The organism is Nocardia brasiliensis ATCC 700358 (genome assembly GCF_000250675.2).
Taxonomy (GTDB): Bacteria; Actinomycetota; Actinomycetes; order Mycobacteriales; family Mycobacteriaceae; genus Nocardia; species Nocardia brasiliensis_B.
Genome location: NC_018681.1, coordinates 3,666,048 through 3,688,170, shown reverse-complemented (window position 1 = coordinate 3,688,170; position 22,123 = coordinate 3,666,048). Strand labels below are relative to the sequence as shown.

Sequence of the window (22,123 nt, the reverse complement as noted above, 5' to 3'; positions counted from 1 at the left end):
CGGCGGCCACGCCTCGCGCTCAGGTCAACGACACCAGCTCCCGATAGTCCTCGGTCCACAGGTCCTCGTACGCCTCGGGAAGTACCAGGACGCGGTCGGGTCGCAGAGCATCGATCGCGCCTTCGTCGTGGGTGACCATGACGATCGCGCCCGGATAAGTGTCGACCGCGGCGAGCACCTCGGTCCGGGAGGCCGGGTCGAGGTTGTTGGTCGGTTCGTCGAGCAGCAGCACATTCGCACCGGAGTGCACCAGACCGGCCAGTGCCAGCCGGGTCTTCTCCCCACCGGAGAGCACACCCGCGGGTTTGCCGGCGTCGTCCGCACCGGTGAACCCGAAGGCGCCCAGCACATGTCGCACCTGCCCGTCGGCCAGCTGCGGTGTCGCCGCGGCCAGGTTGTCCCGCACGCTGAGCGCCGGGTCCAGGGTGTCGTGCTCCTGCGCGAAGTAGCCGAGCCGCAGCCCGGCGCCGGGCACGACCCGACCGCTGTCGGGCACTTCCCGCCCGGCCAGCAGCCGCAGCAGCGTGGTCTTGCCCGCCCCGTTGTGGCCGAGGATGACCAGCCGGCTCCCGCGATCCACCGCCAGGTCGACCGAATTCAGCACCCGTTGCCCACCATAGGATTTCACCAGACTGATCGCGCCGAGCGGCATACGCCCGCACGGGTGTGGTTCGGGCAGCCGGATCCGGGCGACCTTCGCCGCGCGCCGCCGCGGTTCCAGTTCGGCGAGCATCCGGTCGGCCCGCCGGACCATATTGCGCGCCGCGACCGCCGTCGCCACATGGGATTTCATCTTCTCCGCCTGGGCGTGCAGAGCCGCCGCCTTGCGTTCGGCGTTGGCGCGCTGCCGGTTCCGGCGGCGTTCCGCGGAATCACGCTGGGCGAGATAGCGATTCCAGTCGACGTTGTAGATGTCCAGTGCGCCGCGCTGCGGGTCCAGGTGGAACACCCGGTTGACGAACCCGGCCAGGAACTGGGCGTCGTGGCTGATCACCACCAGCCCACCGGCGTACCCGTGCAGGAACCCGCGCAACCAGCCGATCGCGTCCGCGTCCAGGTGGTTGGTCGGCTCGTCGAGCAGCAGCGCACCGTCGGAGCCGCCGAACAGGATGCGGGCCAGTTCGACCCGGCGCCGCTGCCCGCCCGACAGCTCCGAAACCGGCTGTCCGAAGGCATGATCCGGCATGCCGAGCCCGGCCGCGATGCGCGCGGCCTCGGCTTCGGCGGCGTAGCCGCCACCGGCCTGGAACTCGGTCTCGGCCCGCGCGTACGCCCGCAACGCACGGTCGAGATCGCGCTCCTCGACCGCGTCGGTCATCGCGGTTTCTGCCGCGCGCAGCTCACGCACGGCCGCGTCGAGCCCACGCGCGGACAGTATCCGGTCGGCGACCGTGACCCGCGCGTCCACCGCGCCGGGATCCTGTGCCAGCACGTCGACCGAGCCGGTGACGGTGACGGTCCCGGCGACCGGCGCCTGCTGACCGGTCAGGCAGCGCAGCAGACTGGTTTTGCCCGCGCCGTTGCGCCCGATCAAACCGATCCGGTCGCCGGGGGAAATAGTGAAGGAGGTGTCCGAGAGCAGCACGCGGGCACCCACGCGCAGCTCGACACCGCGAACGGTGATCATGAGAATTACTCCGAGTTGTCGAAGGACAGACTTCTAGCCGGGAAACCAGGTCCTCAGCTAAGAAACTCGGGGTGTAGACACGCTGATCACTCTACCCGATGGCCCTGACCAGGAGATATGAACCAGGTCACGAGCCTTCGGGCACCGGGCCGCCTCGGCTCACGGGGTGACGATGGCGAAGTTCGGGTCGGGTTGGTCGAAGAGGTCTTTGAGTTGTTTCAGCGCTAGGACGTTGCCTTCGAGGGCGATATCGCCTTTGAGTACGGCGGCTTGGAAGTCTTGGCCGGCGAGCAGCGTGCGGGCCAGGGCGGCGCGGGTCAGGGTGACCGTGGCGTCGGCGGCGGGTAGGCCGTCATCTGGGCGGCGGTCGTAGTGGATGAGGACGCCGTTGCGGAGTTCGGCGCGGTGCACGCGGTTGTTGTCGTCGGGGAAGCGCCAATCCGAGATGATGGTGGCGTCCCAGGCTTTCGGGCCGTCGATCCGCAACGACATCGCGTCGAACGCCTGGTCGACGGTGAGTGCGGCGAGCAGACCCGCCGACGACCCCTGGGTGGGCGTGCCGAAGGGACCGTTGCGCAGTTCGGCGGCACCGCTCAGGTAGAAGTTGCGCCAGGTGGCGTTCTCGGCGCCGTAGGCGAGTTGCTCGAAGATACCGGCCTGCAAGCGTTTCGCGGTGTCGTTGCGCGGTTCGGCGAAGACGACGTAGTTCGCCAGCTGCGTCGCCCAGCGGTAATCGCCTGCGTCGTAGGCTTTTTGCGCCTTCTGCAGTACCGCCTGCGCGCCGCCCATCGCTTCGACATGCCGTTCGGCGGATTCGACCGGCGGATGTTCCCACAGATGGGCGGGATTCCCGTCGAACCAGCCCATGTACCGCTGATAGATGGCCTTCACGTTGTGACTCACCGAGCCGTAATAGCCATGCGTAGACCATGATCTCGTGATGGCGGGCGGCAACCGCAGCATCTCGGCGATCTCGCTGCCGACATAACCCTGGTTCAGCAGCCGCAACGTCTGATCGTTCAGGTACGCGTACAGATCACGCTGCACGGACAGGTATTCGACGGCTCGGCCGGTCCCCCAGACCGGCCAATGATGGGAGGAGAACACGAGATCCGCGTTGCGCGCGTACAGGTTGATCGATTCCGTGAGGTACCGGGACCACACGTGCGGGTCACGTACCAGCGCACCGCGCAGGGTCAGCAGGTTGTGCATGGTGTGCGTGGCGTTCTCGGCCATGCACAGGATCCGGCGATCCGGGAAGTAGAGGTTCATCTCCGACGGCGCTTCGGTGCCCGGCGTCAGCTGGAACACCATCCGCACGCCGTCGACCGTCTCCTCCTGGCCGGTGCGGGTGATGTCGAGCGTCGGCGGGAGCAGGGTGATCGTGCCGACCGAGGTGGTCTGCCCGAGGCCCGCGCCCACCTGCCCCTTCGGCCCGCGCGGCAGGGCCGCGCCGTACATGTAGGCCGCCCGGCGTGCCATCGCCGTGCCGGCGTAGATGTTCTCCGACACAGCGTGTTCGAGGAATCCGGCGGGGGCGAGCACCGGGCAACGCCCGGCCGCCACCTCCGCCGCGGTGACGACGCCGAGCGTGCCGCCGAAATGGTCGACGTGCGCGTGGCTGTATATCAATCCGGTCACCGGTCGCTCGCCGCGGTGCCTGCGGTACAGCGCGAGCCCGGCCGCGGCGGTCTCGGTCGAGATCAGCGGATCGATCACGAGGACACCCGTATCGCCTTCGACGAGTGTCATATTCGACAGATCCAACCCCCGCACCTGATAGACGCCCGGCGCGATCTCGTACAGCCCCTGTTTGACCGTGAGCTGCGACTGCCGCCATAGGCTCGGATGCACCGACAGCGGACAGGGTTCCCGCAGGAACGAATAGGAGTCGTTGTCCCACACCACTTTTCCGGTGGCGTCCCGGACGACGCCGGGTTCGAGTGCCGCGACGAACCCGCGATCGGCGTCGGCGAAATCGGCGGTGTCGGCGAACGGCATGGTGTCGGCGCTCTGCCTGTTCGCCTCGATGACGTGTTCGCTCGGCTCGACCGGCGTCGCCGCGGGGTCGAGCGGATCGGCCTCACCGCAGGCGGTGAGCCCCGCCCCGGCCGCCGCGAGCGCGACCGCACCGGCCCCGAGTATCCCGCGCCGGGACACCCGCTGCCCGCGTGCCGCCGGGTCTTGCTGCTGGTCACCCATCCGTCGCTCTCCTGTCTCGCCGCGCCCCGCCGACCGGCCGAATCCCGCCACCCGGAGCACGGCCCACCGTACGCACTATTGCAGTAAGACTGCAATAGTGCGACCATGTGTTGAGATGGAACCCATGAGCAAGGAGCCCGAACCCGAGGCGACAGCACGACCCCGACGCCGCCGCGACCCGGAACTCACCCGCCGCGCCATCGTCGACGCCCTGCTCTGCGCCTTGAAAGCGGGCGAGATCGACCCCACCACCAAGAACATCGCCGCCCGCGCCGGCGTGTCCGAACGCAGCATCTTCGTGCACTTTCCCGGCCGCGACGACCTGCGCATCGCCGCCGTCGACCAGCAGTCCGCCGACGTCGAAGCCCTCATCGAACGGCTCGACCCGAGCCTGCCCCTGCCGCAGCGCATCGACGCCGCCATCCGCCAGAGCGAGGCGATCTTCGCCCTGCAACGCAACCCCCGCGTCCTCGGCTTCCTGGAGTCTCAGCGCATTCCCGCCATCGATGCCCGAATGCGCCTGACCGACAAGCGCATTCGCACCGCCCTCGCCCAAACCTTCGCCCCCGAACTGGCCGCCGCCGAAGACCACCTGCTCGACGTCCTCGACGCCACCCTCGGCTGGCCCCTGCGCCACCACCTCACCGACCGCCGCGGCCTCACCACCCGCGCCGCCTCCACCACGATCCGCCGCACGGTCCAAGCCCTCCTGCACCGCCCCTGACTCGCGTGGACGGGGGTCGTGGGGGCGGGTAGGGTCTCTCCAATTCTGATGAGGAGAGCGTGAATGAAAAGCATTGTGTTGCTGACGATCGGGGCTGCTCTGGTGCTGACGGGTTGTGGCTCGTCGGACAGCACCGAGGCGGCCGGGTCGCCGAGTACCGCAACGAACGCCGCGGTGCGCAGCAAGTCGTGCCAGGACTATCTGCCGCTGTTGAGCAAGTTGAAGGACGTGAGCGTGGAGTCCGCGAACAAGACCGCGGAAGACACCATCGCGATGCTCCCCCAGTCCCCGCAGTGGCCCGCGCTCAACGAGACCGACCGGCAGTCCATGATCGCCGGCATCCGGGACGCCGCGACCGGAAAGTGCTGACGGCACAAGCGGACTCACCGCGCCCGCGCCCCTGCTGCCGGTCAGGGGCACCGGCCGCGCCGCTCGATCAGGGCACGGTCAGCGTGATCGGGACCCGCGTTCGCGTCCGTGCGCCCGCCGGTGCAACGCCAGCTGCAATTCCAGCAGCAGCCGGTCGCCGGGATCGGTGAGATCGATGCCCAGGATCTCCTCGACGCGACGAATGCGGTAGCGCAACGTATTCGGATGCACCTGCAGCACCGCCGCCGCGGCGCGCACGTCACCGTGCTCACGCAGATAGATGTCGACGCTGTCGCGCAGGCTCGCGGAATGTTTGAGGTCGTAGTCCGAGAGCGCGCGCAGCCGTGGATCGTGCAGTTCGGGACGGCTGCCGACGAGGTCGAGGATCTCGCCGAGCAGCACCGCCGTGCGCGATTCCGCGAGCGTGGTGACCCGCCCCTTCGGATAGGTCGCGACGGTGCTGTCGAGCACGCGGTCGACCTCGCGCCGAGCGGTGGCGACCCCGCTCAAATCGTCGATCGGACAGGCGATGGCCGCCCGAAGCGCCAGCGCGCGTTTGGCTTCGAGCTGCTCGACCAGCTGCCGGGTCCACGCCGTCACCGCGTGCGCGGCCCGATAACTCGGCAGCAGCACGTAGACGCGGTCGCCGAGCGTGGCCGTCACCGAGTCGTTCCGGAATGAGCTGGCGCGCAGGCGAAGCATGTTGCCCAGCGCCGAAGGTTCGGTGGCGGGCGCGGTTTCGGTGGCGGTCAGCGCGAAGCCGACCACCGCGGCCGGACCGGTGATCGGCAGGTTGAGCGCGGTCGCCACGCTCGCCACGTCGACCGGACCGCCCTCGCCGAACAATCCCTGCACGAGCAGCGCCTCGGTGGACGGCGCGTCGAGGCTGCGCGAGATGAGCCGCGCCGCAATGGCCGAGGCGCCGCGCAGGATCTCCGCCGCGTCCGGCTTGAACGGCCGATCGCCCTGCTGCAACCAGATCGCGCCGAGCACGCGGGGCGCGCGCGCCGCGCCGTCCGCGGGATGCCGGATGCTCACCACCAGCCTGCGTTTGATGTTCAGTTCTTCGTGCGCGGGCACGTCGATCACCTCGTCGGTGCGGCGCAACCGATCGAACACCCCCCACTTGCGCAGCACCGCCAGATACTCCCGCGGCCCCTCCCGGCCGAGGATCGACATCACCCGCATCTGATCGGCGGCCTCCGCGGCGGAGGCGGAGTACGCCAGCACATGCGACTGCGGGTCCTCGATCGACACCATGCCGCCCGCGTTCTGCGCGACGATCTGCGCCAGACCGAACAGGTCGATGTCCGCGGCGACAAGCCCACTATCAATAGCCACGTCTACGCCTTTCGGCCAACTCGACAACACACTCATCCCATCTTTGTCCTTTTAGCTCATCTCCCGCGCACTTTTCCGGTGTTGACTTCGGCTCACCGCAGTTTCAGAGCGTGTGTGCGCCGCCGATCCGCGACGCCACATCGCCACGTCCAGCAGGAGGAATCATGGACGCCATCGTGTCCACACCGCGGCCGGCGAACGAGCCGGTCGGCACGTTCGCCCCCGGTAGTGCGGAACGTACACGGTTGCAGGCGAAACTGGCCGAGCTGGGTGCCACGCCGACCGACGTGCACCATGTGATCGGCGGCGAGCACCGGCGCAGCTCCGGCAAGACGATCGAGGTCGTGCAGCCGCACCGGCACGCCGCCGTGCTCGGCACCCTCACGCCCGCCGCCCCCGGCGATGTCGACGACGCGATCGCGGCCGCCACCGCCGCCGCACCCGCCTGGCGTGCGCTCTCGTTCGAGGATCGGGCCGCCGTCTTCCTGCGCGCCGCCGATCTGCTGGCCGGCCCGTGGCGGGAAACCATCGCCGCCGCAACGATGCTCGGTCAATCCAAGACCGCCTATCAGGCCGAGATCGACACCCCGTGTGAGCTGGTCGATTTCTGGCGATTCAACGTGCACTTCGCCCGGCAGATCCTCGCCGACCAGCCGATCTCCACGCCCGGCGTGTGGAACAAGGTCGAATACCGCCCGCTGGACGGCTTCGTCTACGCGATCACGCCGTTCAATTTCTCCGCGATCGCGGGCAACCTGCCGACCGCGCCCGCGCTGATGGGCAACACCGTGGTCTGGAAGCCCGCGATGACCCAGTCGGTTGCCGCGTACTGGACGATGAAGCTGCTCGAGGCCGCGGGCCTGCCCCCCGGTGTGATCAACATGGTGCACGGCGCCGGACCCAAGGTGTCGGACGTGGTGTTGCAGGACCGTCGCCTCGCCGGCATCCATTTCACCGGTTCCACCGCCACCTTCCAGCACCTGTGGCGCTCGGTCGCGACGAACATCTCCGACTACAACTCCTACCCGCGCCTGGTCGGCGAGACCGGCGGCAAGGACTTCGTGCTCGCGCACAGCTCCGCCGATCCGGACGTGCTCACCACCGCGCTGATCCGCGGCGCGTTCGACTACCAGGGCCAGAAGTGCTCGGCGGCCTCGCGCGCGTTCGTCCCGAAGTCGGTGTGGGCCAAGATGGGTCGCGATTTCCTCGACAAGGTGGCCACGCTGTCCTACGGCGACGTCACCGACTTCAGCCACTTCGGCGGCGCGCTGATCGACAAGCGCGCCTTCGACAAGAACGCCGAGGCGATCGCCCGGGCGAAGGCGACGCCGAGCCTGTCGATCGCGGCGGGCGGGCACGCCGACGATTCGGTCGGCTACTTCGTCGACCCGACCGTGCTGCTCGGTGAGGATCCCGGCGACGAGGCGTTCAGCACCGAGTACTTCGGCCCGATCCTGTCGGTGCACGTCTACGACGACGCGGCGAGCGGCTCGTTCGAGCGCATCCTCGACCTGGTCGATCGGGGTTCCCCGTACGCGCTGACCGGCGCGATCATCGCCGACGACCGCCTCGCGGTGGCCGAGGCGACCGAGGGTCTGCGCTTCGCCGCGGGCAACTTCTACATCAACGACAAGCCCACCGGCGCGGTGGTCGGCCAGCAGCCCTTCGGCGGGTCGCGCGCCTCGGGCACCAACGACAAGGCAGGCTCGCCCCAGAACCTGCTGCGTTGGACCTCTGCCCGCACGATCAAGGAAACGTTCGTCCCGGCGACCGATCACCGCTACCCGCACCAGGACGCGTGATGAACCACTCGCACGTCGTCCGGCTCCGTGCAGCCGACCGGTCCCGCAGAACACAGGAGGCGTGATGGCCTTTTCGACCCTGTTGCGTCCGGCCATGCTGGCCGCGTCGCGCTCGCCGCGCATGGAGCGCACGATCACCCGGATGTCGACGACGAAGAAGCTGGTCGACCGGTTCGTCGCGGGTGACTCCGCCGATCAGGCGATGGTGGCGGTGCGGACGCTGCTGGCGTCCGGCCGCTATGTCACCATCGACTATCTCGGCGAGGACACCACCGAGATCGAGCAGGCCCGCACCACCGTCACCCACTATCTGCACATGCTCTCGGAACTGGCCCGGCTCGACGTCGCGTCGGAGTCGGCAACGGTTCGGCCGCTGGAGGTTTCGCTCAAGCTGTCGGCGCTCGGCCAGTCGCTGGCACAGGACGGTCACGCGATCGCGCTCGAGCACGCCCGCCAGATCTGCACGGCCGCGGAATCGGCCGGCGTCTGGGTGAACGTCGACGCCGAGGACCACACCACCACCGACTCCACCCTGAGCATCGTGCGGGAACTGCGCGCCGACTTCCCCACCGTCGGCACGGTGCTGCAGGCGTATCTGCGCCGCACCGAGGGCGACTGCCGGGAACTGTCGGGCGAAGGCTCGCGCATCCGGCTGTGCAAGGGCGCGTACAAGGAACCGGCGTCGGTGGCGTTCCAGGAGCGCGCCGCGGTCGACGATTCGTACCTGCGCTGTCTGCGGGTGCTGATGCTCGGCGACGGCTACCCGATGGTGGCCACCCACGATCCGGCGCTCATCACTTCCGCGCTGGAGTGTGTCGAGACGACGCATCGCAAGGCCGACGAGTTCGAGTTCCAGATGCTCTACGGCATCCGCGACGCCGAACAGCGCAGGCTCGTCGACGAACGCAATCACCTGCGGGTCTACGTGCCCTACGGCGACCAGTGGTACGGCTACTTCATGCGCAGGCTCGCCGAACGCCCCGCCAACGTCGCGTTCTTCCTGCGTTCGCTGAAGCCGGGCAGCGCACGCTGAGGTACTGACACATTTCGGTGCGGCTCGCCCGGCTCGGCGGGCCGCACCGATCCGGTTCCGGGTGCGATTTCGCCTCGCAGCTTGGCCCGCCGAATAAACCCGCTGAACAATATTTGGCCAACTCGCCGATCACACCGGCGCTGTGGTCGTATTTAGTAACCACAGCTCGAAGTGTGATCTGCGTTACGCACAGTCGCGTGACGCGGAGGACGAAAGGAACGACATGTCCATCGCGGAGTTGCGTAGCCAAATGCTGCGCCGCAAACCCATGGGGCAGATAGCCGACGAGGGGGCGCCGGCCGACGAACAGCTGGCTCGATCGCTCGGTCTATGGCAGCTCACCGCCATCGGTGTCGGCGGCATCATCGGCGCGGGCATCTTCACGCTCGCGGGCGCGGTCGCGCATTCGGTCACCGGCCCCTCGGTGCTCATCTCGTTCCTGATCGCCGGTGTGGCCAGTGCCGCCGCCGCGCTCTGCTATGCCGAGTTCGCGGGCATGGTGCCGAAGGCGGGGTCGGCCTACACCTACGGCTATGTGTCGCTGGGCGAGATCGCGGGCTGGTTCATCGGCTGGGATCTGCTGCTGGAGTACATCGCGGTCGCGGCGGTCGTCGCGATCGGCGTGTCCGGCTACTTCCGCTTCCTGCTCGAGCAGGTGGACGTCACGCTGCCCGATTGGATGATGGGCGCGCACGGCACCGGTGACGGACACGTCGTCGACGTGTTCGCGATGCTGTTCTGCCTGGGCACCGCCTGGCTGCTGTCGCGCGGCATCCGCAGCGTCGGCCGGTTCGAGACCGTCGCCGTCGGCATCAAGGTCGCGCTCGTGCTGCTGATCATCGTGCTCGGCGTGTTCCATATCGACAGCTCCAACTACACCCCGTACTTCCCGTTCGGTTCCGGTGCGGTGTGGACCGGCGCGGCGACGGTGTTCTTCGCGGTGTTCGGCTATGACGCGATGAGCACGGCCGCCGAGGAATCCACCGACGGCAAGAAGCACCTGCCCAAGGCGATCCTCTACTCGCTCGCCATCGCGATGGTGCTCTACGTGCTGGCCACCCTGGTGCTCACCGGCATGCAGAAATACACCGAGATCAGCCCGACCAGCGGTTTCTCCACCGCGTTCGAGGCGGTCGGCCAGCCGGGTATCGCGAACATCATCGCGATCGGCGCCATCGTCGGCATCGTCACCGTCGTGCTCACCTTCATGCTCGGCGTGACCCGGGTCTGGTACGCGATGAGCCGCGACGGTCTGTTGCCCGAATGGTTCGCCAAGACCCACCCGGTGCGGAAGGTGCCCACCCGGGTCACCTGGATCGTCGGCATCGGCGCGGCCCTGATGGCCGGCCTGCTCGACATCACCGTCGTCGCCGAACTCACCAACATCGGCATCCTGATGGCCTTCATCGTCGTCTCGGTCGCCGTGATCGTGTTGCGCCGCACCCGCCCCGACGAGCCGCGGCAGTTCCGGCTGCCGTTGATGCCGGTGGTGCCGCTGATCGGCATCGGCTTCTCGCTCTACCTGATCTGGTCGCTGCCGTGGCAGACCTGGGTGCGGTTCGCGGCCTGGCTGGTCGCGGGTCTGGCCGTGTACTTCTTCTACTCGCGCACGCACTCCAAGTTGGAGCGCACCGGACCGGTCGACGCGGTGCAGTTGGAGAAATAGTTTCGAGGGGCACTGACGCCGGCTCCTCGGACCGATCGGGTGGGTGTGCCTCGCGGCCGCCCACCCGATCTCGTTTCCCCCGCGTGCACAAAACACGTTTGCGCCGGCCGCGACGGTACGTTCGTCAGAACTGCCGTTGTTGAAGTCGATCGACGAGAAAGCGGAGGTGCGGATGCACTGGGACCAGATGACCGCCTCACCTGACGAACTGCACGAGCGCGCGAACCGGGTGCGCCGGGCGGCCGGACAGCTCGGCGTCCTCGAATCGATCATCACTGCCGCGCAGGGCCCGTGGTTGGGCGCCCTCGACGCCGACGGCAAGGGCGCGGCCGAGCTGAAAATGCATCTCGCGGGGCGTTATCGCCTCACCGCCGTGGTGACCAGCGCTGGGAAACTCAACCTCGTGCAGATGCACTCCCCCGCCGCGGGCCAGGCCGGCGACCGGGTGCTGTCGCCGAAGGTTTCGGTGCGGCGCGGTTGGGACGGCGACGAGGAGATGCCCAAACAACCCGAATGGCTCGACTATGTCGTCAGCTGGGTGCGCACCGCCAGCGACGACGTGGACCGTCGCGCGGTCATCGAATGGCGGCTCGGCGGCGCCGATCAAAAACTCGCCGCCATGAACGACACCATCGACAGCCTGCTCGCGAGTCTGCAGGAACGCCAAGCACTGCGCGACGAACTCGCCGACGAAATCGGTTCGCTCCGCGAAGAATTGCGTGCCCTGGACGCCGCGGAGGCACAACCGGTACAGCACCGCGAAGAACGTTCCGCCGAAAACGAAACGAGCACAACCCCCTGATCGGGGGGAAATTCCGCAAGAATTGTTGTCTCAGTGCGGCAGTCCCGGCTCCCCTCCCGAAAAAGACTGCCCGGCCAGGCGATTTCGTTACACTGACGTGCGGTGAAAGTGGCGCCGAAGTCACTTGTGCTCGACTGAGCGACGCGCCTGGAATTCCTTCGCCGAACATTGCTGTGCCACTTGATTCCGAGTGAGGGGAACGATATGAGTATCAGCGAGAAAATCACCGCCGGTGAACTGGATGATCTGAAGTTTCACGGCAAGCTCGAGGACGGGCACCTGGTGCCCGGTGGCCTGCTCGGCGACCAGGCCGCGATGGACGACATCGAAGTCGGCATGTACGTGCTCGAGAAGGACGGCACGCTGATCTCGTGCAACAAGACCGCCATCGGCGCCTGGGGGCGCAGTCCCGAGCTGGGCACGAGCGAAAAGTACTGCGGCGCATTCCGTCTGCGCTACCCGTCCGGCGAGGTCATGCCGCACGAGGCGGCCCCGCCGTCGGTGGTCATCAACAACGGCGGCACCGTCCGCGACGCCGACGTCATCTGCGAACAGCCCGATGGTTTCCGGCTGCTCGCGCTGGTCAACGTCTTCCCCATCCGCGACGAATCCGACGAGGTCATCGGCGCGGTCAACATCTTCCGGCACAACACCACGAAGACCGTGCCCGGCCTTCAGGTGGCGGCAGAGGCCGGCTGAGCTTCACTCGCGCAGCGCCTCTTCCACTGGAAGAGGCGCTGCGTTCATGTCAGCGCGATGAGTCCCGCGTCGATGGGCCGGAAGCCGCAGGCGCCGAATCAGCAGCGGCGCGATGTCACACGGCGCGCGCGGCCGGTGTCTTCATGTCGTAGGAATCGACAAGGAGGCGCGACATGGCCGGCACACCCCGAATCCCCAAGGCGGCACTGACCGGATTCCGCGGCAGGCTCGCGAAGGCGATCACCCGCAAGATGTTCGGCGAGGTACCCGAACCGCTCGAGGTGATGTGGCATCACCCCGCCGTGGTCATGGACACCAGCGCGCTCGGCCGCAAGGTGGCCAAGTGGGATCGCGCGGACGCGAATCTGAAATCGTTCGCGCACATGGCGGTGGCCTCGCTCGTCGGCTGCACCTGGTGCCTGGACTTCGGCTACTTCCACGCGCACAACGACGGCCTCGACGAGGTGAAGGCGCGCGAAGTCCCGCGCTGGCGGGAGTCCGACGTGTTCACGCCGCTCGAGCGGCAAGTGATGGCATACGCGGAGGCGATGAGCCAGACGCCGCCCACCGTCACCGACGAGTTGTCGGCGGCGCTGCTCGCGGAACTGGGCGCCGCCGCACTGGTCGAGCTGACGAACTGGATCGCGTTCGCCAACATGGCCACCCGCACCAACACCGCGCTCGGCATCGAGGCCCAGGGCTTCGCCGCCGCCTGCGAACTGCGTCCGCTGGCTCAGCCGAGCCGGGTAGCGTCCGGAGCATGAGCGCGCCGACCGCGGAGCCGGCCGGGCACCGTGCCGCATCGAAGGGAGACCGCATGCGCGACGACCCGTTCGTCACCCATCGCAGTCTGCTGTTCACGGTGGCGTACCAGCTGCTCGGTTCCGCCGCCGACGCCGACGACGTGGTGCAGGAGACGTGGCTGCGCTGGGCGACGGTGGACCGCAGCGAGGTGCGTGACCCGCGCGCCTATCTGGTGCGCACCACCACCAGGCAGGCGCTCAACCGGCTGCGCACCGTGGCGCGGCGGCGCGAGGAGTACGTCGGCGAATGGCTCCCCGAACCGTTGCTCACCAGTCCCGACGTGGCCGAGGATGTGGAACTGGCCGAGCACGTGTCGATGGCGATGCTGACGGTGCTGGAAACGCTCGGGCCGACCGAGCGCGCGGTGTTCGTGCTGCGCGAGGTCTTCGACGCCCCGTACGAGGAGATCGCCGGTGCGCTGGAGAAGTCCGCGGCGGCGGTCCGGCAGATCGCCCGCCGGGCGCGCGAGCACGTGGCCGCCCGGCGGCCGCGCGTGCCGGTCACCCGCGTCGAGCAGCAGACCGCGGTGGCGCAGTTCCGCCGCGCGATCCAAACCGGCGACATCCAGGCCCTGCTCGACGTGCTCGCCCCCGATGTGCTGCTGGTCGCCGACGGCGGCGGGATCGTGCAGGCGTTCCCGCACCCGTTGCGCGGCGCGCGCCGGACAGCGCGCATGTTCGCTCAGTTCCCCGATTTCGTGCCGGGCGCGCACCTCTGGTCGGTGTCGGTCAACGGCGCCGCGGCGCTGCGAGTCGACACCGACGGTGATCTCAGCGCCACGATCAGCCTGTCCGTCGCGAACGGCCGGATCACCCATATCTACATAGTCCGCAACCCGGACAAACTCACCCGCCTGCGTGAGATCAGGCCGCTGAGCCGGGTCTGGCAAGTCTGAGAGCGAGGACAATGACATGTGAAAGGCTCTGCCCCGCAGCGTCTTCTGGTTTTCGCACGAACGGAGACGATGCCGGATGAGCCATGACCGGATCCTGATCACCGGCGCGGGCGGCGGCATCGGCACCCTGATGCGACCGCGCATGGCCCGGCCCGGCCGCACCCTGCGGCTACTGGATCTCGCCGAACTGCCCGCGCCGCAACCCACCGAACAGGTCGAGCTGCTCACCGGCTCGCTCACCGACCCAGGCACCATGGCGGCCGCCTGCCGCGAGGTGGACGCGGTCATCCATCTGGGCGGCATCAGCCGCGAGGACAGCTGGGAGCGAGTGCTCGCGGTGAATGTCGATGGCACCCATACCGTGCTGGAAGCGGCACGGCAGGCGGGTGTCACCCGCGTCGTGCTGGCGTCGAGCAATCACGCCGTCGGCTACCGGCGGGTCGGCGAGGCGGGACCGCACGGCATCGCGGGCGCGGCGCCCCCGCGGCCGGACACCTACTACGGATTCAGCAAAGCCGCGATCGAAGCGCTCGGCAGCCTGTATCACTCCCGATTCGGGATGGATGTGATCTGCGTGCGCATCGGCTCGTGTTTCGAACGGCCGCACGACGTCCGTGGCTTGTCGACCTGGCTGTCACCGGACGACGGCGCCCGCCTCTTCGAGGCCTGTCTCACGGCGGAAAGCCCTGGCTACCAAGTGATCTGGGGCGTCTCGAAGAACACCCGTGCCATCGGCTCCCTGGCCGAGGCCGAGCAGCTCGGCTACCGGAGCCTCGACGATGCCGAGAAGTTCGCCACCGAGGTCACCGCGGGCGCCGCTCCGGTCTTCCTCGGCGGCCCGTTCCTGGAAACCCCACTGGGCGAACCCAACCCGCTCTGACACCCATTTCCCGACAACGCGGTCCCGGATATCACCCGCCTGGTTCGCCGGAATACTGAACTCCTTGTGATCCGGGACCGTATTCATTGCGGAATGGTCATTCGACTATCTACTGTCGTGTCTTCGGCACGACGGCTGGATCGCACCGGTCACGCCGCGGTGTGATGCGAGAGGAGCGGAAAGCAGATGGATCTCCAGGACGTCGTCGCCGCGGGTCTGGTCGAGCAGCGAGAACTGCTCGAGCAGGGGGCGCTGTCCAGCCGGGAACTCGTCGGCGCCACCCTCGACGGCATCGACGCCGCCGCGGATCTCAACGCGTTCACCAGGGTCTTCCACGAGCAGGCCCGCGCCGAAGCGGTCGAGCGGGATCGGGAACGGGCCGCCGGTCCGGTCGGCCCGCTGCACGGCATTCCGATCGCGGTCAAGGACGAGATCGACATCGCCGGTTTCGTGACCAGCTTCGGCACCCGGGCCAATACCTCCCCCGCACAGGCGGACGCGGAAGTGATCCGCCGGTTGCGCGGGGCCGGCGCGATCATCGTCGGCAAGACCACGATGCCGGAATTCGGGCAGTGGCCGTTCACCGAGTCGAGCACTTTCGGGGTGACCCGTAATCCCTGGGACCGGACCCGCACCACGGGCGGTTCGAGCGGCGGTTCGGCGGCCGCGGTCGCGGCCGGCCTGGTCCCGATCGCGATGGGCAGTGACGGCGGCGGTTCGATCCGGATCCCGTCGGCCTGCTGTGGCTTGTTCGGGCTCAAGCCGCAGCGCGGCCGGGTGCCGGTGGCCCCGAGCGAGCATCTCTGGCTGACCCTCGGCGTGCTCGGCCCGCTGGCCCGGGGCGTGCTCGATGCCGCGATCGTGTTCGACGTGATCCGCGGCAACGTGCCCGGCGCCCGGTTCACCGCGCCCGAGCCCGCCCTCTCGTTCGAGCAGGCGGCCAGGCAGCCCGGCGCGCCCCTGCGCATCGGCTACAGCACGAAATCGGTGACACCGCTGGCCAAACCGGACCCCGAGCACGTGCGCGCGGTCCGGGACACCGCGAAACTGCTTGCCGAACTGGGACATTCGGTGTTCGAGGTGGATCCCGGCTACCGCGAATCCACGCACGCGTTCTATCCGCAGTTCTTCGGTGGCGTCCGCGCCGAAGCCGCGGAGGTCGAGCACCCGCAGTTCCTGGAACGCCGCACCCGTCAGACGGTCCGGATGGGCGCCTGGGCGCGCGGCCCGGTCCTCGACTGGGCGATTCGCCAGGGAGAAGCCTTGGCGCGCAATGCCGATCGCGTCTTCACCGACTGCGATCTGCTGCTCACCCCGACGCTCGCGGGCCGCCCGCCGCGCATCGGCGTGCTCGACGGCGCGAACACGATCGGCGCGCAGCTCGCCTCCATTCCGATGATCGCCTACACCGCGCTCTGGAATGTGACCGGCCACCCGGCAGCCTCGTTGCCCGCCGGTGTCGGGTCGGACGGGCTGCCGCTGGCGGTGCAATTGGTCGGGCCGGCCAACGGCGAAACGACGATTCTGTCGGTGGCCGCGCAACTGGAGCAGGCTCGGCCGCACCCGCGGCCACCTGCCTGAACGCCTCCGGCAGGGCGCCGGGCGACCTGCGAGTTACGAAGATAATTCAAACAACCGATAGACTCGCGAAGAAAATTCGGTACCGTCGGGGCATGCGTAAGAGTGAATCACCCGTCGGCGGGGGCGCACCGGCTCAGCTGGTGCACCCGCCTGCCGGTGTCCCGATCGATGATATCGACCGGATCCTGTTGGACAACCTCGCCCGCGACGGGCGTATGACGAACAACGCGCTCGCCGCGGCCGCGGGCATCGCGCCCTCCACCTGCCTGGGCCGGGTACGAGCCCTGGTGGAGCGCGGCGTGATTCGCGGATTTCACGCCGATATCGACCCGGCCGCACTGGGCCGCAGCCTGCAGGCCATGATCGCGGTGCGATTGCGCGCCAGCGCGCGCCAGCAACTCGCCGAGTTCGGCGAGCAGATGTCGGAATTCGAGGAGGTGCTCAACGTGTACTTCATCGCGGGCGCCGACGACTACCTGATCCACGTCGCCACGTCGCACACCGACGAGCTGCGCCGGTTCGTGCTCAATAATCTGAGCGAGCATCCGGCCGTCGCCTCGACCGAGACGATCCTCATCTTCGAGCACATGCGCCCGCGCACGAATACCCAGGGCTGACCAGGGCGGCCGGCCCCACCGGCCGGCCGCCCTGCGCAATGCGGTCCCGACTCAGGCCACGAGGCTTTCCGCGACATAGCCGTGCGCGGCCGCCACGGACTCCGAAAGCAGCACGCCCGCATGGGTGCTCAGGCCGTCGGCCAGGCCGCGGTCCGCCGCGACCGCGTCCCGCCAGCCGCGCTCGGCCAGCGAAACCACGTACGGCAGTGTGGCGTTGGTGAGGGCCACGGTCGAGGTGTAGGGCACCGCGCCGGGCATGTTCGCGACACAGTAGAACACCGACTCGTGCACCCGGTAGGTGGGCTCGGCGTGCGTGGTCGGCCGTGAATCGGCGAAGCAACCGCCCTGATCGATCGCGATGTCGACCAGCACCGAACCCGGCTTCATCTGCGCGACAAGGTCGTTGGACACCAGCGTCGGCGCCTTCGCACCCGGCACCAGCACCGCGCCGATCACCAGATCGGCCTGGCGCACGGCCTTTTCGATCTCCAGGCGGTTGGACATGATCGTGCGCACCTGGCCCTTGTACTGCGCGTCGATCTCCCGCAGCCGGGCGATATTCAGGTCGAGCACGGTCACCTCGGCGCGCATGCCGTGCGCGATGTTGATCGCGTTGCCACCCGAGACGCCCGCGCCGATCACGACCACATTGGCGGGCGGGGTGCCGGGCACGCCGCCCATCAGCACGCCGCGGCCGCCGCCGTTGCGCATCAGGTGGTAGGCGCCGGCCTGCGGGGCCAGTCGGCCCGCGACCTCGCTCATCGGCGCGAGCAGCGGCAGCGAGCCGTCCTTGGCGGTGACCGTCTCGTAGGCGATCGAGGTGATGCCGGAGCTCAGCAGCGCGTCGGTGCACTCTTTGGAGGCGGCCAGGTGCAGGTAGGTGAACAGCACCTGCCCCTCGCGCATGCGCCCGTACTCCTCGGCGACCGGCTCCTTCACCTTGAGCACCAATTCCGCTGTGCCCCAGACCTCGTCGGCGGTGGGCAGGATGCGCGCGCCCGCGACCGTGTAGGCCTCGTCCTCGAACGCGGACCCACGACCGGCGCCGGTCTCGATGTACACCTCGTGCCCGCGGGAGACGAGTTCGTGCACACCGGCCGGGGTGATCGCCACCCGATACTCGTGGTTCTTGACCTCGCGGGGTACCCCGATCTTCACCTGCGCTCCTGAATGTCGATGTCGGTCGATAGTCGATCCGCATGATGTGGACCGTTACAGGTAAAATTATGAAGATCATGCAAGATCAGGTCTAGATCTATGAAGATAATTCTAGAAATTGCCAAATAGCTCGATTAATCATCAGACGAGACCTGCCGCCGGGGTGCTCATCCGCATGATCTTCGGCACAGCGCCTTGCTCAGTCGCCGAGACCCTGCGCCAAGATCGGCCACGAGTCGTGCAGCGCGGCCTGCCAGTACGGCCAGGAGTGCGTCCCGAAGTCCGTGTAGCGGACGGTCGCCGGGACGCCGTACGCCCGTAGGTCCGCGTCGAACTCGGTCGTGCAGTCGTGCGCGAGCGACTCCAGCACGATCGAGTTGAACGTGTCCTCGGGATAGTCGGCGGTCGGGTCGTAGGTGAAGTCGGCGCGGCCCGGCACACCGCTGGCCGTCGAGATGTAGATCTGCTTGCCGCGGAGTTCCTCGATGTGCTTGCTCGGATCGTGCGCGGCCCATTCCGGATCGGTGCGGGTCCCCCACATGTTGTCCGGGTCGCCGCCTTTGATCGTCACCGCCGACCGCACGGTCGCCTGATCGAGTTTGCCGGAGATCAGGCAGCCGCTATAGGCGGCCATCGCCCGATAGAGCGCCGGATGCCGGAACGTCAGCGTCGCCGCGGCCTGCGCGCCCATCGACTCCCCCGCGATCGCGTTCCTTCCGTTGCCGTCCAGCAGCCGGTCCAGCAGCGGTGGCAGCTCCTGCGTCAGGAACGTTTCCCACCGGTTGTGGCCGAGCTTCGGATCGTCGCGCAACCAATCGGTGTAGAAGGACCCCGGCCCGCCGACGGACATCACTACGTTGACCGCTTTGTCGGCGAAGAACTGCACGATGTCGGACTTGCGGGTCCAGGTGCTCTGCGCCTCCTGATCGGTGGCGCCGTCCCCGTCGAGCAGATACAGCGTCGGATGCGGCGCGGTGCCCGCCACCGGATGCAGCACGTCGAGTTGCATCACCCGGCCCATCGCGGGCGAGCGCACGAACACCTCTGCCCAGCGATCCGATTTCGGCTCGATGTGGTCGAGCACCGCTTGCGATTGCGCGTGAGCCGGGGCGGGAGTGACCGAGATCGATATCAGCAGCAGAGCCGACACGGCGACCACACAGCCGACGGACCGGTACGCGGCGGCACGAAGCCAGAGACCGAGGGACAAGGTTCGTACCGTCCTTGCTGACGAGAGGTGACGCGGTCCGAGTGTCCGCCGGTCGGCGCGGCCGACCGGTTCGAGCGGTGTGCGCCGGTCCTGCTGGAACAGAGTTCGAGCAGTGTGCGTCGAACGGGCACGGCGCGCAGTAACAAACCTCACAGTCGGTTAGATGCTGCTCACCCCTAGGATACAACTTGTGTCTAAGACGTATTCATCGGCCGAGCAGGCCTATCGCGAGGTCAAGGAGCGCATCCTCACCGGCACACTGGCCGGTGGCGAGCTGATCAGCGAGGGCGAGATCGCCGCCGACCTCGGCACGTCACGCACGCCCGTCCGCGAGGCCTTCCTGCGGTTGGAGACCGAAGGGTGGATGAAGCTCTATCCGAAGCGCGGCGCCCTGGTCGTGCCGATCCCACCCGACGAAGCCGAACACGTCGCCTACGCCCGCTACGTGGTGGAGGCCGCCGCCGTGCGAGCCCTCGCGTCGACCGACCGCACTGCGCTGACGACCCAGTTCCGTGACTCGCTCGACCGCCAGCGCGCACTGGCCGCGGCCGGCGACCTCGACCAATTCGCGTTGGTGGACACCGACTTTCATCGCTCCTACGTGATCGCGGCGGGCAACCCGCTGCTCGCGAGCTTCTACGACTCGCTGCGCGAACGGCAGCGCCGGATGAACAGCGTCGCGCTGCGCCACGGGCCGATCGACATCGACCGGATCATCGAGCAGCACGCCCACCTCGCCGGGCTGATCGAAACCGGTGCGGTGGACCGTTTCGCGAGCGCGCTCGCCGAACATCTGTCCGGCGTGCACCAATTGGAGCTGAAGGGACTGTGATGGCTGCCTCGACCACCACCGCCCCACCCACGTCCACCCGCGTCAGCTCGCGGCAGTGGTGGGGCGTCGCCGCGACGATGTTCGCGATCGCCTGGGGCGGAAACGAATTCACACCGCTGCTGGTGATGTACAAGAACCACGGGCTGCCCGCCACCACCGTGGATCTGCTGCTGTTCTACTACGTGCTCGGCATCGTGCCCGCCCTGCTGATCGGCGGTCCGCTCTCGGACCGGTACGGCCGTCGCGCGCTGCTGCGTCCCGCCCCGCTGATCAGTGCCGCGGGCGCGCTGCTGCTGGCGTTCGGCGCCACATCGGTGCCGCTGCTCTCGGCCGGGCGCGTATTGTGCGGCGTCGCACTGGGTCTCGCGATGGCCGTCGGCGGTAGCTGGCTCAAGGAACTCGCCCAGCCGCCGTTCGGTCCCGCGCAACCCGGCGGCACCGGGGCGCGTCGGTCGGCGATGAGCTTGACGGGCGGCTTCGCGGTCGGCGCGGGCCTGGCCGGTGCGCTCGCCCAGTGGGCGCCGTGGCCGAACGAGCTCGCCTACCTGATCAACGTGGCATTGTGCCTGATCGCCGCCGTGTGGGTGACCCGGGTGCCGGAAACCGTGGTGACGCAGGCGAACCCCGGCCGATTGGTCGACGACCTGAAGGTGCCCGCCGCCGGGCACCGGCGCTTCCGCTACGTCGTCCTGCCGGTCGCCCTGTGGTTGTTCACCTCCGCCGGTACGGCTTACGCGATCATGCCCGCTCTGATGGCCCCGCATCTGCGTGGCGCGCCGATCGCCTTCTCAGCGCTGATCTGCGTCATCACCCTGAGCTGTGGTTTCGCCATCCAGTCCGTCGCTCGCCGGATCGACAAGCCCGGCACCGCGCGCGCCGCGGTCGTCTCCCTGCTCTTCGTAACCATCGGAATGGTCACGGCCACTTGGGCTTCCGGGGCGCTCACCTTCTGGGCCACACTCGCCGTCGCCGTCGTCCTCGGCGCGGGCTACGGTATCGGCCTCGTCGCCGGCCTCCAGGAGATCGAACGCATCGCCCGCCCCGATGATCTAGCCGGCCTCACCGCCGTCTTCTACTCCGTCAGCTACCTCGGCTTCGGCGTCCCCGCCCTCCTCGCCTTCCTCCACGAATCCGCCGCCTTCACCTACCCCTCGATGTTCGCCGTCGCCACCCTCGCCGCCCTGGCTTGCCTTGCCCTGGTAGCCGCCAACTACCGCACGGGTTCGCTCATCGACAAAACCGATGGCGAGTCGGGGGTGGGGGTTGTTACGGTTTTTCGGCGCTGAGTACAGCGCCGAGAACTTCGATCAGGGCCGGTTCGCCGGCGGAGAGGGTGTCTATGCCCCGGAATGCGCCGCGCGCGCCTCAATGCGTGGACGGTAGCCGTATCGGTTGCCGTCGCGCACGTACCGCTGAACGCCGCTAGCACTTTCGAGGCGCGCTCGGCCTGCTCCTGCTGTCACTGCATCAACCAACAGCCGAGGAGTAATCCGAGTGTCAGACAACACTTCGCCCAATTCCGGACCCAGCGCAGCGCTGCGGACCGACACCTTCACCTGCGTCCGCTGCGGCCTCGTCGTGGCGACGCTCGCACCGGACAACAGCTGGCGCAACCACTGCCCGAGCTGCCTGAGTTCCCGGCACACCCACGATCAGATCGAGGGTGGCACCTCCGACTGCCGAGCCCGGATGGCTCCGCTGTCGATCGCCGTGTTGCGCAGCGGCGAATGGGCGGTGGTCCACCGCTGCACCCGCTGTCAGGAACTGGCGCTGCACCCCGTGTGCGGCGACGACAACCAGCTCATCCTGATGCGGATGGCCGTCCGGCCGCTCGCCGAACCCCCCTTCCCGCTCGAAGTCTTCGGCGATCTGTAGGGGTGC

20 protein-coding genes are annotated in these 22,123 nt (G+C 68.3%); 15 read left to right on the top strand and 5 right to left on the bottom strand.

Annotated features, from left to right (window positions below; genetic code table 11):
• Window positions 1–19: 19 nt before the first annotated feature.
• On the bottom strand, window positions 20–1,627 hold the full coding sequence (locus O3I_RS16715; RefSeq protein WP_014984123.1) for an ABC-F family ATP-binding cassette domain-containing protein: 1,608 nt from the start codon (window positions 1,625–1,627) through the stop codon (window positions 20–22).
• Between the two features lie 159 nt (window positions 1,628–1,786).
• Window positions 1,787–3,628 carry an alkyl/aryl-sulfatase gene (locus tag O3I_RS16710; RefSeq protein WP_237748375.1) on the bottom strand — a complete coding sequence of 614 codons (1,842 nt, stop codon included), beginning with the start codon at window positions 3,626–3,628 and terminating at the stop codon, window positions 1,787–1,789.
• A 325-nt stretch (window positions 3,629–3,953) separates the two neighbouring features.
• Between O3I_RS16710 and O3I_RS16705 the strand changes: the two genes are divergently transcribed.
• Both O3I_RS16705 and O3I_RS16700 read left to right on the top strand, forming a co-directional pair.
• On the top strand, window positions 3,954–4,553 hold the full coding sequence (locus O3I_RS16705; protein ID WP_014984121.1) for a TetR/AcrR family transcriptional regulator: 600 nt from the start codon (window positions 3,954–3,956) through the stop codon (window positions 4,551–4,553).
• Between the two features lie 63 nt (window positions 4,554–4,616).
• On the top strand, window positions 4,617–4,922 hold the full coding sequence (locus O3I_RS16700; RefSeq protein ID WP_014984120.1) for a hypothetical protein: 306 nt from the start codon (window positions 4,617–4,619) through the stop codon (window positions 4,920–4,922).
• Window positions 4,923–5,000: 78 nt separating this feature from the next.
• Here the strand turns inward: O3I_RS16700 and O3I_RS16695 are convergent, their stop codons facing one another.
• On the bottom strand, window positions 5,001–6,263 hold the full coding sequence (locus O3I_RS16695; protein WP_014984119.1) for a PucR family transcriptional regulator: 1,263 nt from the start codon (window positions 6,261–6,263) through the stop codon (window positions 5,001–5,003).
• Between the two features lie 164 nt (window positions 6,264–6,427).
• Here O3I_RS16695 and pruA point away from each other — a divergent pair, with 164 nt between their 5' ends.
• The 10 genes from pruA to O3I_RS16645 all read left to right on the top strand — a co-directional run bounded on the left by pruA (window position 6,428) and on the right by O3I_RS16645 (window position 17,042).
• A complete protein-coding gene (gene pruA, locus O3I_RS16690; RefSeq protein WP_014984118.1) occupies window positions 6,428–8,065 on the top strand; it encodes an L-glutamate gamma-semialdehyde dehydrogenase in 1,638 nt (545 codons plus the stop codon).
• 64 nt (window positions 8,066–8,129) lie between these two features.
• Complete coding sequence (locus O3I_RS16685) at window positions 8,130–9,098, top strand: proline dehydrogenase family protein (protein WP_014984117.1); 969 nt, start codon at window positions 8,130–8,132, stop codon at window positions 9,096–9,098.
• 223 nt (window positions 9,099–9,321) lie between these two features.
• Complete coding sequence (locus O3I_RS16680; RefSeq protein ID WP_014984116.1) at window positions 9,322–10,764, top strand: amino acid permease; 1,443 nt, start codon at window positions 9,322–9,324, stop codon at window positions 10,762–10,764.
• Window positions 10,765–10,951: 187 nt separating this feature from the next.
• Entirely contained in the window at window positions 10,952–11,566 is a 615-nt protein-coding gene (locus tag O3I_RS16675; protein ID WP_141692026.1) for a hypothetical protein, read from the top strand.
• Window positions 11,567–11,770: 204 nt separating this feature from the next.
• Window positions 11,771–12,265, top strand: coding sequence for a PAS domain-containing protein (locus O3I_RS16670; RefSeq protein ID WP_014984114.1), 495 nt, complete (start codon window positions 11,771–11,773; stop codon window positions 12,263–12,265).
• Window positions 12,266–12,438: 173 nt separating this feature from the next.
• Window positions 12,439–13,029, top strand: coding sequence for a carboxymuconolactone decarboxylase family protein (locus tag O3I_RS16665; RefSeq protein WP_014984113.1), 591 nt, complete (start codon window positions 12,439–12,441; stop codon window positions 13,027–13,029).
• 53 nt (window positions 13,030–13,082) lie between these two features.
• Window positions 13,083–13,964: an RNA polymerase sigma-70 factor gene (locus O3I_RS16660; protein ID WP_014984112.1), complete on the top strand. Its 882-nt coding sequence runs from the start codon at window positions 13,083–13,085 to the stop codon at window positions 13,962–13,964.
• A gap of 76 nt (window positions 13,965–14,040) precedes the next feature.
• Window positions 14,041–14,844: an NAD-dependent epimerase/dehydratase family protein gene (locus O3I_RS16655; RefSeq protein WP_014984111.1), complete on the top strand. Its 804-nt coding sequence runs from the start codon at window positions 14,041–14,043 to the stop codon at window positions 14,842–14,844.
• Window positions 14,845–15,030: 186 nt separating this feature from the next.
• Complete coding sequence (locus O3I_RS16650; protein ID WP_014984110.1) at window positions 15,031–16,425, top strand: amidase; 1,395 nt, start codon at window positions 15,031–15,033, stop codon at window positions 16,423–16,425.
• A 92-nt stretch (window positions 16,426–16,517) separates the two neighbouring features.
• The gene (locus O3I_RS16645; RefSeq protein WP_014984109.1) at window positions 16,518–17,042 is read left to right on the top strand and encodes an Lrp/AsnC family transcriptional regulator; all 525 of its coding nucleotides are present in this window, start codon (window positions 16,518–16,520) and stop codon (window positions 17,040–17,042) included.
• A 51-nt stretch (window positions 17,043–17,093) separates the two neighbouring features.
• Here the strand turns inward: O3I_RS16645 and ald are convergent, their stop codons facing one another.
• The gene (gene ald / locus O3I_RS16640; RefSeq protein WP_014984108.1) at window positions 17,094–18,200 is read right to left on the bottom strand and encodes an alanine dehydrogenase; all 1,107 of its coding nucleotides are present in this window, start codon (window positions 18,198–18,200) and stop codon (window positions 17,094–17,096) included.
• A gap of 199 nt (window positions 18,201–18,399) precedes the next feature.
• The gene (locus tag O3I_RS16635; protein ID WP_014984107.1) at window positions 18,400–19,410 is read right to left on the bottom strand and encodes an alpha/beta hydrolase; all 1,011 of its coding nucleotides are present in this window, start codon (window positions 19,408–19,410) and stop codon (window positions 18,400–18,402) included.
• A gap of 190 nt (window positions 19,411–19,600) precedes the next feature.
• On the opposite strand from O3I_RS16635, the gene O3I_RS16630 reads away from it, so the two are divergent.
• The 3 genes from O3I_RS16630 (at window position 19,601) to O3I_RS16620 (ending at window position 22,117) form a co-directional block, all read left to right on the top strand.
• Window positions 19,601–20,242 carry a GntR family transcriptional regulator gene (locus O3I_RS16630; protein ID WP_014984106.1) on the top strand — a complete coding sequence of 214 codons (642 nt, stop codon included), beginning with the start codon at window positions 19,601–19,603 and terminating at the stop codon, window positions 20,240–20,242.
• Window positions 20,242–21,528, top strand: coding sequence for an MFS transporter (locus tag O3I_RS16625; protein WP_014984105.1), 1,287 nt, complete (start codon window positions 20,242–20,244; stop codon window positions 21,526–21,528). The genes O3I_RS16630 and O3I_RS16625 overlap by 1 nt, the downstream gene beginning before the upstream one ends.
• A gap of 208 nt (window positions 21,529–21,736) precedes the next feature.
• On the top strand, window positions 21,737–22,117 hold the full coding sequence (locus tag O3I_RS16620) for an RNHCP domain-containing protein (RefSeq protein WP_014984104.1): 381 nt from the start codon (window positions 21,737–21,739) through the stop codon (window positions 22,115–22,117).
• The last annotated feature ends 6 nt before the right edge of the window (window positions 22,118–22,123 follow it).